The sequence below is a fragment of the Christiangramia sediminicola genome, assembly GCF_031344135.1.
In the GTDB taxonomy this organism is placed as follows: Bacteria; Bacteroidota; Bacteroidia; order Flavobacteriales; family Flavobacteriaceae; genus Christiangramia; species Christiangramia sediminicola.
Map to the genome: position 1 here is coordinate 543,793 of NZ_JAVJIU010000001.1, position 12,738 is coordinate 556,530.

General features: G+C 39.6%; 10 protein-coding genes and 1 riboswitch. Of the genes, 9 read left to right on the forward strand and 1 reads right to left on the reverse strand.

Translation table 11 applies throughout. From position 1 onward, the window contains the following. Positions 1-57: 57 nt before the first annotated feature. Positions 58-1,320, reverse strand: coding sequence for a methionine adenosyltransferase (gene metK, locus RE431_RS02540; RefSeq protein WP_309560385.1), 1,263 nt, complete (start codon positions 1,318-1,320; stop codon positions 58-60). Positions 1,321-2,302: 982 nt separating this feature from the next. Between metK and RE431_RS02545 the strand changes: the two genes are divergently transcribed. From RE431_RS02545 to metH, 9 genes are all read left to right on the forward strand, one after another. Next, the gene (locus tag RE431_RS02545) at positions 2,303-3,595 is read left to right on the forward strand and encodes an O-acetylhomoserine aminocarboxypropyltransferase/cysteine synthase family protein (protein WP_309560386.1); all 1,293 of its coding nucleotides are present in this window, start codon (positions 2,303-2,305) and stop codon (positions 3,593-3,595) included. A 63-nt stretch (positions 3,596-3,658) separates the two neighbouring features. Beyond that, entirely contained in the window at positions 3,659-4,672 is a 1,014-nt protein-coding gene (locus tag RE431_RS02550; protein WP_309560387.1) for an alpha/beta fold hydrolase, read from the forward strand. After that, positions 4,635-5,708: a homoserine dehydrogenase family protein gene (locus tag RE431_RS02555; protein ID WP_309560388.1), complete on the forward strand. Its 1,074-nt coding sequence runs from the start codon at positions 4,635-4,637 to the stop codon at positions 5,706-5,708. The genes RE431_RS02550 and RE431_RS02555 overlap by 38 nt, the downstream gene beginning before the upstream one ends. A gap of 6 nt (positions 5,709-5,714) precedes the next feature. Further along, a complete protein-coding gene (locus RE431_RS02560) occupies positions 5,715-6,932 on the forward strand; it encodes a trans-sulfuration enzyme family protein (protein WP_309560389.1) in 1,218 nt (405 codons plus the stop codon). A gap of 33 nt (positions 6,933-6,965) precedes the next feature. Beyond that, positions 6,966-7,382: an RrF2 family transcriptional regulator gene (locus tag RE431_RS02565; protein ID WP_309560390.1), complete on the forward strand. Its 417-nt coding sequence runs from the start codon at positions 6,966-6,968 to the stop codon at positions 7,380-7,382. A gap of 126 nt (positions 7,383-7,508) precedes the next feature. Beyond that, positions 7,509-8,138 (forward strand): phosphoadenosine phosphosulfate reductase domain-containing protein, encoded by a 630-nt coding sequence (locus tag RE431_RS02570; protein ID WP_309560391.1) that lies wholly within the window; start codon positions 7,509-7,511, stop codon positions 8,136-8,138. A gap of 99 nt (positions 8,139-8,237) precedes the next feature. Continuing rightward, positions 8,238-8,660 carry an OsmC family protein gene (locus RE431_RS02575; protein ID WP_309560392.1) on the forward strand — a complete coding sequence of 141 codons (423 nt, stop codon included), beginning with the start codon at positions 8,238-8,240 and terminating at the stop codon, positions 8,658-8,660. Between the two features lie 76 nt (positions 8,661-8,736). Next, positions 8,737-8,841: riboswitch (SAM riboswitch) on the forward strand. Between the two features lie 51 nt (positions 8,842-8,892). Next, positions 8,893-9,933, forward strand: coding sequence for a homocysteine S-methyltransferase family protein (locus tag RE431_RS02580; RefSeq protein ID WP_309560393.1), 1,041 nt, complete (start codon positions 8,893-8,895; stop codon positions 9,931-9,933). A 57-nt stretch (positions 9,934-9,990) separates the two neighbouring features. Next, positions 9,991-12,693 (forward strand): methionine synthase, encoded by a 2,703-nt coding sequence (gene metH / locus RE431_RS02585; RefSeq protein ID WP_309560394.1) that lies wholly within the window; start codon positions 9,991-9,993, stop codon positions 12,691-12,693. The last annotated feature ends 45 nt before the right edge of the window (positions 12,694-12,738 follow it).

A 12,738-nucleotide genomic window follows, 5' to 3' on the forward strand; every position in this document is an offset into this window, starting at 1 on the left:
AAATGATAAAAAAAGGCCGCACACTGGCGGCCTTTATAATTTTGTGTAAAAAGATAACTAATCGTTGATCGAAATCGCATCTTTCACCTTGTCTATATAATCCAGCTTTTCCCAGGTAAATAATTCAACTTCTTTTGTGATTTTACCACTGTACGGACTCTCGAAAACCTTAGTCTCGGTGCGAGGTTCTTTTCCCATATGTCCATAAGCAGCAGTTTCGCGATATATTGGGTTTCTAAGTTTAAGTCTTTCTTCAATAGCAGCAGGACGCATGTCAAAAATTTCCTTGACCTTTTCTGCGATCTGGCCATCGGTTAGATCTGTATTTTTCTTTCCGTAAGTATATACCGAAATTGAAGTAGGTTCAACCACACCAATCGCATAAGATACCTGTACAAGGATTTCCGGAGCAACTCCGGCAGCAACAAGATTCTTTGCAATATGTCTTGAAGCATAAGCCGCAGAACGGTCTACTTTAGAAGGATCTTTTCCTGAAAATGCACCACCACCGTGAGCACCTTTTCCACCGTAAGTATCTACAATAATTTTTCTTCCTGTAAGTCCGGCATCACCATGCGGTCCACCAATTACAAATTTTCCGGTTGGGTTTATATGGTATATGATATCGTCATTAAACAATTCCTGAACATATTCAGGTAGTTGTTTCTTCACTCTTGGGATCAAAATTTCTATGATATCCTTCTTGATCTTAGAAAGCATTTTTTCATCATCAGCATCAAAATCGTCATGCTGAGTAGAAACCACGATCGCTACGATTCTTTGCGGAACATTATCATCACTGTATTCTATAGTTACCTGACTTTTAGAATCGGGCCTTAGGTACTCGATATCTTTTCCTTCACGTCTTAATTTTGCCAGTTCAATAAGGATCTTGTGAGAGATATCCAGGGCCAATGGCATATAGTTTTCAGTCTCGTTGGTCGCATAACCAAACATCATTCCCTGATCACCAGCTCCCTGTTCTTCTTTATTTCCACGATCTACACCCTGATAAATATCCTGGGATTGTTCATGGATTAAAGAAATTACGCCACAAGAATCCCCGCTAAATTTATAAGCGCCTTTGGTGTAACCAATGTCATTGATCACATCCCTGGCGATGTTCTGAACATCTAAATATGTATTACTTCTAACTTCACCAGCAAGCACCACCTGTCCTGTAGTTACCAGCGTTTCACAGGCAACTTTCGATTCCCCGTCAAATGCCAGGAAATTATCTAATAAAGTATCACTAATCTGATCTGCAATTTTATCTGGGTGCCCTTCAGAAACACTTTCCGAAGTAAATAAATAAGCCATTTAATTCCTTTTTTTAATTATAAGAATGGAAAAATTTGACGTGAAGAGCTAAGTGGAGTGTAGTAAACATTCTGCTTTAGCATTTTAAAATACTTTCTTCAAGTATAATAGGGTTGCAATCAGTCAAATCTATCCCTTTCAATATGTTGGCTACAAATGTATAAAAATTCATATCATGGCAAATGCATTTAACGTCATTTTATCCAATTTCAAGTTTTTATAGGCTTTGTTTAACTCGTAACCTGTAATTCTCAATCTTGATCTGGGCGTTGCACTCCGCCATTACTGGCTCGCGCCGGGCTTTCGCGGCTCGCTTCCCGATGAAAAGATCGGGAGAGCTCAAACATCCCGCACAATCCCTAACGCATAATTTTTTAATGAAAAAATGATCTAAAAAAATCAGTCTGTAAAGGCCAGTAAAATAAGGAGATGAAAATTTTTTTTAATTATTTTTCTTCTAGTAGCTTGGATATTAAAAATTTCCGTGCATATCTTTGTAATTCAGAAAACGAAAAAATGATCAGTAATATTTGTAATATGATGTGTATGATGCCGGAGATTTCCGCAGCGTACTCTATTGCATAAACTGAAAAGATAATTGCAAAAAGCCGCTGCCAACCGCAGCGGCTTTTTTTATATCCGAATTTTTGAGTTGAAATAAAATATAACGTAATCCTGAACTTGATTCAGGATCTTTTTAAAAAGCTGAAACGAGTTCAGCCTGACGAAAAAGAAAAAATTGAAACAGTAAAAAAATCAAAGCTCCCAAATTGAGTTTTAAACGATGAGAAAACTAATGAGAACTACTTGTAACCTAATGATGACTATGTGCATGTACATGATGTGTATGCGTTACATGACAAGCTATTACCAAAACTGTAGAATTTAATTAGTTATAAAGTTCAATTCAAAAGTCCCCCTGGTAATAGCATATCAGGGGGACTTTTTTATTAGTAAAATATCAATATTTAAAATCAATATTATGAGCACAAAGAATTTTTCAACTAAGGCATTACACGCAGGGCACGATGTAACACAGAACGTTGGAACAAGAGCAGTTCCAATCTATCAGACAACCTCTTACGTTTTCAATAATTCAGATCACGCGGCAAATCTATTTTCTTTAGCCGAACCAGGGTTTATCTATACCAGGATCAATAACCCAACTCTGGATATTCTGGAACAACGACTTGCAGCGCTGGAAGGTGGAATCGCGGCAGTGGTTACTGCAAGCGGAACTGCGGCTACGAATACTGCTTTGCTAACTTTACTCAAAGCCGGAGACCATATCGTTTCATCTAATAGTCTCTATGGTGGAACTTATAATCTGTTCAAAAACACCTTATCAAGGTTCGGGATCACAACAACTTTCGTAGATCCATCAGATCCTGAGAATTTCACGAAAGCAGCTAAAGAAAATACAAGAGTTTTCTTTGCGGAATCTGTAGGGAATCCAAAACTTGATGTGTTAGATCTCAAGGGGATTTCTAAAGAAGCCAAAGCTTTTAAAGTTCCTTTCGTTGTGGACAATACAGTAGCAACACCATATCTGCTTAATCCAATTGATCATGGAGCTGATATAGTTATTCATTCACTGACGAAATATATTAATGGAAATGGAACTACTCTAGGCGGAGTGATTATTGATGCCGGTAATTTTGACTGGGCAAACGGAAAATTCCCGGAATTTACCGAGCCTTCACCGGGTTACCACGGATTAGTTTATCATGAGGCACTTGAAGAAGCAGCCTTTATCGCCAAGGTGAGAATAGAAGGTTTAAGAGATCATGGTGCGGCGCTAAGTCCGTTTAATGCATTTCAGATCATTCAGGGTCTGGAAACTTTAAAGATCAGGATCAAGGAGCACAGTAAAAATGCATTGCAATTGGCAGAGTGGCTGCAGGAACAGGAGGAAGTAGAATGGGTTAATTACCCGGGACTGGAATCCAGCAAATACCACAAACTCGCCAAGGAATATCTTCCGGAAGGCCAAAGCGGACTGGTGACTTTTGGAGTAAAAGGAGGTTTTGAAGCTGCAAAAACTGTGGTTGACGAATCAAAAGTCTTTTCACTTCTGGCCAATATTGGGGATACAAAGTCTCTTATCATTCATCCGGCCAGTACAACCCATCAGCAGTTATCAGAGGAGGAGCAGGAATCTACAGGAGTTACTCCAGATCTCATCAGGCTTTCAGTTGGGCTTGAAGATGTTGAAGATCTTAAGACAGATCTCAAGGAGGCCTTCGCACAAATTAAAAAGAAATCATTGGTTTAAAATGTTGGTTTGGTTAATAGGTCCGGGAAAGGTCAAGGCCTCTTCCGGATTAAATTAAAAAAGATGCTTCAAGAGATTAAAATAGAAAACTATAAAAATTCCGCGGGAACGGTTCAGGATATTCACCTGAGCTATCAGTTCTTCGGAAAAAAGCCAACAGAGGCCCCGATCATTCTGGTGAATCATGCGCTCACCGGTAACTCACTGGTAACCGGAAGCAAAGGATGGTGGAAAGATCTGATAGGAAAAAATAAATGTATCGAGACAGATAAATTCTGCGTGCTAGCTTTTAATATTCCGGGTAACGGATTCAAAGGTCACGAAGATCAGTTCTTTGAAAATTATAAGGAATTCAAATTAAAAGATATCGCAGAGATTCAGGCGCTGGCGCTGGAAAAATTAAATATCACTAAGCTGTTTGCTATTATTGGCGGAAGTATTGGTGGCGCACTGGCCTGGGAACTGGCAGTCCTAAAACCAGATCTGGCTGAAAATATTATTCCCATCGCCTGCGATTATAAGTCTACAGACTGGTTGGTGGCCAATTGCAGAATCCAGGATCATATTCTGAATAATTCTTCAGATCCTGTGCACGATGCAAGGATGCATGCGATGACATTTTACAGGACTCCGCAGTCTCTGGCTCAAAAATTTGAAGGAAAAAGAAATAATGAAAACCAGGCTTATGAAGTAGAGAACTGGCTTTTGCATCATGGTGAAAAGTTGAAAAATAGGTTCACGCTTCCTTCTTATAAGTTGATGAATCACTTGCTCACCACTATAGATATTAGTGATGGCAGCGGGAATTATCTAGAAGCAGCCAGCAGGATCAAAGGAAATGTGCATCTGGTAACAGTGAATTCAGATCTTTTCTTTTTAGCCGAAGAAAATTGGAATACTTATGTGGAACTATCCCTGCTTAAGCCAAACATCAGTATTCATGAAATAAGATCTATTCATGGGCACGATGCATTTTTGATCGAGACAGATCAGCTCAACCAATTTTTAAAACCAATATTTCAAATAACTACACAAAACTATGAAAACAATACATCTCGCTCTGTTTGGGCCGGGTAAGGTAGGAAGCAAATTGCTGGAACAACTTGCTAAATCTGAGGAACATCTGAAAAATTCTTCCGGTATCTCCGTGAAGGTGATCCTGGTGGCAGATTCATCTCATGCACTTCTAAATCCAAATGGAATAAAATCTGGTTGGGATAGTAATTTTAAAATAAATTCTCAGCGCTATTCTTTTAAGGAGGTCGAGGAATATTTCAGAAGAAATGCTTTTGAGAACCTGGTTTCTATAGATACAACGGCCAGTGATGAATTTCCGGAAAATTACATCTCGCTGATAAATTCCGGAAGTCATATCATAGCGGCCAATAAAGTTGCCAATACCCTGTCTTCTGAATTTTATAAAAAGCTAAGGCAGGAACTTAAGAGGAATAATAAAAAATTCATTTACGAAACCAATGTTGGTGCAGGACTTCCGATAGTTGAAACTTTGAGAAATCTGCATCTGTCCGGAGAGAAAGTTACGAGAATAAGAGGAGTTTTCTCTGGTTCATTGAGTTATATCTTCAATACGTTTTCTGAAGAAGAAAAAGAGTTTTCAGTAGTACTGAAAGAAGCTGGAGTTTTGGGGTATACTGAACCCGATGCAAGGATAGACCTAAGCGGAAAGGATGTTGGTAGAAAATTACTGATCCTTGCCCGCGAACTTGAATTGCAAAAGGAATTCGAAGAAGTAAAGATCCAGTCTCTAATCCCATACCAGTTGAACGGAGATACCACTTTAGAAGAATTCAATAAAAGAACGGGAGAACTGGATATTCATTTTGGGGATTTTAAAACTAAGAAACAAGCTCATGAAGTTTTGCGATATGTTGGTGAATTAAATGCCGAAACTGGAGATCTGGAAGCAAAACTTATTAATGAACCAAAGACTTCAGTTTTAGGCCAGATCGAAGGAGCTGATAATATTTTTGAGATCTATACGGAATCTTATAAAGATCAGCCATTAGTGATTCGGGGAGCCGGAGCCGGAGCTGAGGTGACCGCGAGAGGAGTATTTGGAGATATTTTGAAAATATCTGAACGATTAAACTAGAATAAGATGGAAAACCTACAAGCTATCGGGACAGAAAGAATCAACGGGAATGCCTTTTCTCATGAGAATTTTGAGACTATCGCGGTAAGAACGCAAAGCGAAAGAACGCAATTTCAGGAGCACTCAGTACCGCTTTACCTCACCTCGAGTTATGTCTTTGAAGATTCCGAAGATATGAGAGCCAGTTTTGCTGAGGAAAAAGAACGCAATATCTATAGCAGATATAGCAATCCTAACACTTCAGAATTTATTGAAAAGGTTACTAAAATGGAAGGTGCTGAAGCAGGATTTAGCTTTGCTACCGGGATGGCAGCTGTTTTTTCAACGCTGGCGGCTTTGCTCAATAGCGGAGATCATATTGTGGCGGCAAGATCTGTCTTTGGTTCCACCCATGGTTTGTTCACGAAGTATTTTCCAAAATGGAATATTTCGCATTCTTATTTTGATGTCAACCAACCAGAGGGCATTGAAGCACTAATTAAACCTGAAACAAAGATTTTGTTTGCTGAATCTCCTACAAATCCCGGAGTTGATATCCTGGACCTGGAGTATCTGGGTGAAGTCGCCAGAAAACATAAACTTATTCTGATCCTTGATAACTGTTTTGCCACGCCATACATTCAGAATCCTATAAAATTTGGAGCTGATCTGGTAATACATTCTGCCACTAAATTGATTGATGGGCAGGGTAGGGTGCTTGGTGGAGTCACAGTAGGTAGAGAAGATCTGATTAGGGAAATTTATCTATTCAGTAGAAATACCGGTCCTGCGCTTTCACCATTCAATGCCTGGATACTTTCTAAAAGCCTGGAAACGCTTCCGGTTCGATTAGAAAGACATTGCGAAAATGCATTGAAAGTAGCTGAATTTCTGGAAGCACTGGACAAAACTGAAAATGTGAAATATCCATTTTTAAAATCTCATCCCCAATTTGAAGTGGCTAAAAAACAGATGAAGCTAGGTGGAAATGTAGTGGCTTTCGAAATAAAAGGAGGAATAAAAGCGGGAAGAAGATTTATTGATCGGCTACAGCTTTGCAGCAGGTCTGCTAATCTCGGAGATACCAGGACCATTGTAACCCATCCTGCTTCAACAACTCATAGCAAACTAAATGAAAATGAACGTTTAGAAGCAGGAATCAGCGACGGACTTGTAAGGATATCTGTTGGCCTGGAACACATTCATGATATTATTAACGATTTAAAAAACGCGTTGAACAATTAGAGAAAGCAAAGGGAATATTTTTATATTCGTCCTATGCTTTCCAAAAAGACCAAGTACGGTATTAAGGCGCTGGCCTATATCGCCAGGAAAAAGGACAGGAAACCGGTCCAGGCTTCAGAAATATCTGAAAGTGAGAATATTTCTCAGAAATTTCTCGAAAGTATTCTACTTGAATTACGAAAATCAGGATTTCTTGGCTCGAAAAAGGGTAAAGGTGGAGGTTATTATTTGATCAAGGAACCTCAGGAAATTAAAATGACCGCCGTTATCCGGGTTCTAGAAGGACCTATTGCAATGGTTCCCTGTGTAAGCCTAAATTACTATGAAAAGTGTGACGATTGTCCTGATGAAAATGCCTGTTCAGTTCATAAATTGATGATACAGGTCAGGGATGCTTCACTAAATGTACTTGGCGAAAACACTCTGGAAGATATTGCTATCCCGCAATAATCTGAAGTGTTAAAATGGGATTTTTAAATAGTGATTTAATTTGCCAATTATCATGTTAAGTGTAGTTTTGCTTAAAACCTACTAAATCTATAGGGTATAAATTTTATACTGATAAATAGCATAATCATGAGAAAATTTTCAACAGAAGAACTTAAGAACCTCAATAGTCAATTAAAGAATTCTACCCCGGAGGAAATAATCAGGACAATTCTTATAGACAGCTCAAAACCTGTTGTTACAACTAATTTCAGACCTTATGAAGCGGCTATATTACATGCGGTAACAAATGTACGTCCCGGGACTACGGTGGTTTGGTGTGATACAGGATATAATACTCCTCAAACCTATAAGCATGCAGATGATCTAATTAGTCAGTTAAAATTGAATATAGCCTTGTACGTTCCTAAGCAAACCGCAGCATACAGGGATGCTATAAATGGTGGTATTCCAGGTGTTGATAGTAGTAAACATGAAGAATTTACCAGACAAGTAAAATTAGAGCCTTTTCAGAGAGCTATGGCTGAACAGGAGCCAGACCTTTGGTTCACTAACCTAAGAAAGGGTCAGACTGCCTTTAGAGATAGTATCGATATTCTGAGCTATAGTAAAGATGGATTGCTAAAAGTTAGTCCTTTTTATCATTGGACAGATGAAGAACTGGATACTTATTTAAAACAGAACCATCTGCCTAATGAGTTCAAATATTTTGATCCTACTAAGGTACTTTCTAATAGGGAATGTGGTCTTCATGGATAATTTAAATTTAGTATCTGTTTACTCAAACAAGCTTATATAGTAACCCGGGTTACAAATAAGAAGATTCAGAATTCCTATCTTTGATCAAAATTCAAGACAATGAAGATCAGCCTGAAAAGAATCAACGATAATTACCTGTTTGAAACTGTAAATGAGCGTGGCAATATTGTTCTCCTGGACAATAAATCTGATGAGGAGCCAAAAGGGTCAAGCCCTATGGACTTAATTCTAAGAGGGATCGCAGGATGCAGTAGTATTGATGTAGTGATGATCTTGAAAAAGCAGCAACATGAGCTGGAAGATCTTCGGGTTGAGGTAGATGGTTATCGGGAAGATGGTGCTATTCCGAATGTTTTCAAAAAGATTCAACTGGATTTCATTTTGAAAGGTGATGTGCCGCCGGCCAAAGTTGAAAGAGCGGTAAAGTTATCGATGGATAAATACTGTTCTGTATCAAAAATGCTGGAGAAAGCTGCCGAGATTAGCTATTCAATCCAGTTAAATGGAGAAAAGGTTTTATAGAAAAATTTCTTAAATCCTTGCTATTGGGTGCATTATAACATTATATTTGCCCTGTAAGTTCATTGTTTACTAACATTCGTTATCAAGAAAGGTTGAGGGATTAGACCCTGTGAAACCTTAGCAACCCTCCTTTTGGAGAAGGTGCTACATTCTACTGAGTTCAATCTCGGATAGATAACCAACAGAATTCTTTCCAGTCTTCTTTTTTTGATATCGATTTATTTAAATAATCATGTCAAAAATAGAAGAGTTACTCTCTCAAAAAATATTAATACTGGATGGTGCCATGGGTACCATGCTTCAGGAATATAAATTTTCTGAAGAGGATTTTCGTGGGCAGCGTTTTGCTGACTGGCCCGTTTCTCTCAAAGGGAATAACGACCTGCTTTCCATCACGCAACCTGAAGCGATTGCCACCATTCATCGTAAATATTTTGACGCCGGCGCCGATATTGTTGAAACCAATACTTTCTCCGGAACCACTATCGCGATGGCAGATTATCAAATGGAAGAGTTTGTTTACGAACTCAATTTTGAGTCGGCTCGGATCGCCAAAGGTGTGGCAGAACAGGTGACTGCTGAAGATCCCTCAAAACCAAGATTTGTGGCGGGAGCGATTGGTCCAACCAATAAAACCGCGAGTATGAGTCCGGATGTGAATGATCCCGGATATCGCGCCATTTCTTTTGATGAACTTCGGAAAGCTTACAAGCAACAAGCAAAGGCATTAATAGAAGGGGGTGTTGATGTTCTTCTCGTAGAAACTGTTTTTGATACGTTGAATGCGAAAGCTGCTCTTTTTGCGATCGAAGAGCTCAAGGAGGAACTGAATATTGATATTCCAATTATGGTAAGCGGAACCATTACTGATGCTTCCGGAAGAACATTATCGGGTCAGACAGCCGAAGCTTTCCTTATTTCGGTTTCACATATTCCTTTGTTGAGCGTAGGTTTTAACTGCGCTTTGGGAGCAAAACAATTGACTCCGCATCTGGAAGTTTTGAATCGTTATGCGAATTCCGGTGTTTCAGCGTATCCTAATGCCGGCCTGCCTAATGCGTTCGGAGAATACGACCAGGATGCACAGGAAATGGCCTCGCAGATCAAAGAATATCTGGAAAAAGGTTTGGTGAACATTCTTGGTGGATGCTGCGGAACCACTCCAGATCATATTAAGGCTATTGCTGAAATTGCTAAAGATTACGAGCCAAGAAAATTGAATACAGAACGTCATTCTGAACTTGTTTCAGAATCTCAACAATCAAACATTTAAGATCTAAAAAAAAAAAGGAGACCCTGAATCGAGTTCAGGGTGACGAAAATTGAGTATATGAGTTTAGCTACTACAAATAATAGAAAGAGTATTAGACCTTTAAAACTTTCCGGACTCGAACCACTGGTGATCACACCGGATAGTAATTTTATAAATGTTGGTGAACGTACCAATGTCGCCGGATCTAAAAAATTCCTTCGGCTCATCAAAGAAGAAAAATTCGATGAAGCCCTTGATGTTGCTCGCGAACAGGTTGATAATGGTGCCCAGATCATCGATGTAAATATGGATGATGGGTTGATCGATGGCAAAGAAGCCATGGTGAAATTCCTGAATTTGTTGGTGGCTGAACCGGATATTTCCCGTGTTCCTATAATGATAGACAGCTCAAAATGGGAAATTATTGAAGCCGGACTTCAGGTGGTGCAGGGGAAATGCGTGGTGAATTCCATTAGCCTGAAAGAGGGAGAACAGGAGTTTATCGAAAATGCCAAAAAAATAAAACGCTACGGCGCCGCCGTGATCGTAATGGCATTCGATGAAACAGGGCAGGCAGATAATTATGAACGCCGAATCGAAATAGCGAAGCGGTCTTATGATATTCTGGTGAATAAAGTAAAATTCCCACCCGAAGACATCATTTTCGATTTAAACATTTTCCCGGTGGGAACAGGAATGGATGAGCATAAAAGAAATGCTATCGATTTTATTGAAGGTACACGCTGGGTAAAAGAAAATCTGCCGCATTGCAGTGTGAGCGGCGGAGTGAGTAATGTTTCCTTTTCTTTCCGTGGGAATAACCCGGTTCGGGAGGCGATGCATTCGGTTTTTCTATATCATGCGATCAAAGCCGGGATGAATATAGGGATCGTGAATCCTTCGATGCTGGAGGTTTATGATGAGATTCCGAAAGATCTGCTGGAGCATGTAGAAGCCGTGATTTTAGATCGTCGGGAAGATGCTACCGAGCGTTTACTGGATTTTGCTGAAAATGTTGTTGGACGAAAGAAGGAAAATAAAGTTGACCTATCCTGGCGTGAAAAACCTTTGCAGGAGAGAATTACGCATGCGCTCGTAAAAGGTCTCGATGCCTATATTCTGGAAGATATTGAGCAGGCCCGTATAGAAGCTGAAAAACCTCTGGACGTGATAGAAGGTCCATTAATGATTGGGATGAATGTGGTTGGTGATCTATTCGGGAGTGGAAAAATGTTCCTTCCGCAAGTGGTAAAGTCGGCGCGGGTGATGAAAAAAGCAGTTGCACATTTGTTACCATACATTGAAGCTGATAAATCGAATAAAAGACAATCGGCTGGAAAGGTTCTAATGGCCACGGTAAAGGGAGACGTGCACGATATTGGTAAAAATATCGTGGCGGTGGTTTTGGGATGTAACAATTACGAGATCATCGATTTGGGTGTTATGGTGCCTCCGGAAAAGATCATTGAAACTGCCAAAAAAGAGAATGTGGATGTGATTGGTCTTAGCGGACTCATTACTCCGTCATTGGATGAAATGGTTTTCTTAGCCAAAGAGATGGAGAGGCAGGATTTTTCTGTACCGTTATTGATTGGTGGCGCGACCACTTCGAAAGCACATACGGCGGTAAAAATAGATCCGCAATACAAGCATGCGGTAGCGCACGTGAATGATGCTTCCCGTGCTGTTACCGTGGTCGGCGATCTTTTAAAAGAAAGTTCCCGCGAAAAATATAAAATAGAACTGAAAGACCAGTATAAGGTTTTCAGGAAGAATTTTAGCAAGAGAAGCAAGGTCAAATCTTTTCTAAATATTGAAGAAGCCAGAAAAAATAAATTCCAGATCGACTGGGACAAAACCGAAATCTTTAAGCCGAATAAACCCGGAATTCAAATTATTGAAGATTTTGATCTGAAGAAACTGGTGGATTATATAGACTGGAGTCCGTTTTTTAGAAGCTGGGATCTGCATGGTCGCTATCCAGATATTCTCAAGGATAAAAAGGTTGGTGAACAGGCACAAAATTTATTTGATGATGCGCAGGTTTTACTGCAGCGGATTTTATCTGAAAATCTACTGAAAGCTAAAGCAACATTTGGATTATTTGAAGCTAATTCAGTGAATGATGATGATATTGAAGTTAGATATTCTAAAGATTCAGAACAGAAAACTGCGATTTTCAGAACACTTCGTCAGCAATTGAAGAAGCATGGAGATCAGCCAAATTATGCATTATCAGATTTTATAGCGCCGAAAGATTCGGGAATTCAGGATCACATTGGATGTTTTTGTGTTTCAACCGGATTTGGAACCCAGGAATTAGCCGCGCGATTTGAAAAAGAGCACGATGATTATAATTCGATTATGATCAAAGCATTGGCCGACCGACTTGCGGAAGCTTTTGCAGAATACCTCCATAAACAAATTAGAACTCAAGATTGGGGTTATGCTTCTGATGAAAATCTTAGCAATGAAGACCTGATCAAAGAAAATTATAAGGGAATTCGACCGGCTCCGGGATATCCCGCATGTCCAGATCATCTGGAGAAATTAACCATCTGGGAAATCTTAAAAGTGAAGGAAAATATAGGAGTGGAACTTACTGAAAGCCTGGCCATGTGGCCTGCGGCCAGTGTAAGCGGATATTATTTTGCCAATCCTGAAGCGAAATACTTCGGACTGGGGAAAATTAAGGAAGACCAGGTGAAAAATTATGCGGAGCGAAAAGGGATAGATTACCGCAAAGCAGAAAAATGGTTGAATCCGAATATTGCTGACTAATTAGACGTCATTCTGAACTTGTTTCAGAATCTCATGGGAAGCTGA

Excerpts from the sequence above, each read along its gene's own strand:
- RE431_RS02580 (WP_309560393.1), top strand. The coding sequence starts at position 8,893 with ATGTCAAAAATAGAAGAGTTACTCTCTCAAAAAATATTAATACTGGAT.
- metK (WP_309560385.1), bottom strand. The coding sequence starts at position 1,320 with ATGGCTTATTTATTTACTTCGGAAAGTGTTTCTGAAGGGCACCCAGAT.
- metH (WP_309560394.1), top strand. The coding sequence starts at position 9,991 with ATGAGTTTAGCTACTACAAATAATAGAAAGAGTATTAGACCTTTAAAA.
- RE431_RS02545 (WP_309560386.1), top strand. The coding sequence starts at position 2,303 with ATGAGCACAAAGAATTTTTCAACTAAGGCATTACACGCAGGGCACGAT.
- RE431_RS02555 (WP_309560388.1), top strand. The coding sequence starts at position 4,635 with ATGAAAACAATACATCTCGCTCTGTTTGGGCCGGGTAAGGTAGGAAGC.
- RE431_RS02565 (WP_309560390.1), top strand. The coding sequence starts at position 6,966 with ATGCTTTCCAAAAAGACCAAGTACGGTATTAAGGCGCTGGCCTATATC.
- RE431_RS02570 (WP_309560391.1), top strand. The coding sequence starts at position 7,509 with ATGAGAAAATTTTCAACAGAAGAACTTAAGAACCTCAATAGTCAATTA.
- RE431_RS02560 (WP_309560389.1), top strand. The coding sequence starts at position 5,715 with ATGGAAAACCTACAAGCTATCGGGACAGAAAGAATCAACGGGAATGCC.
- RE431_RS02575 (WP_309560392.1), top strand. The coding sequence starts at position 8,238 with ATGAAGATCAGCCTGAAAAGAATCAACGATAATTACCTGTTTGAAACT.
- RE431_RS02550 (WP_309560387.1), top strand. The coding sequence starts at position 3,659 with ATGCTTCAAGAGATTAAAATAGAAAACTATAAAAATTCCGCGGGAACG.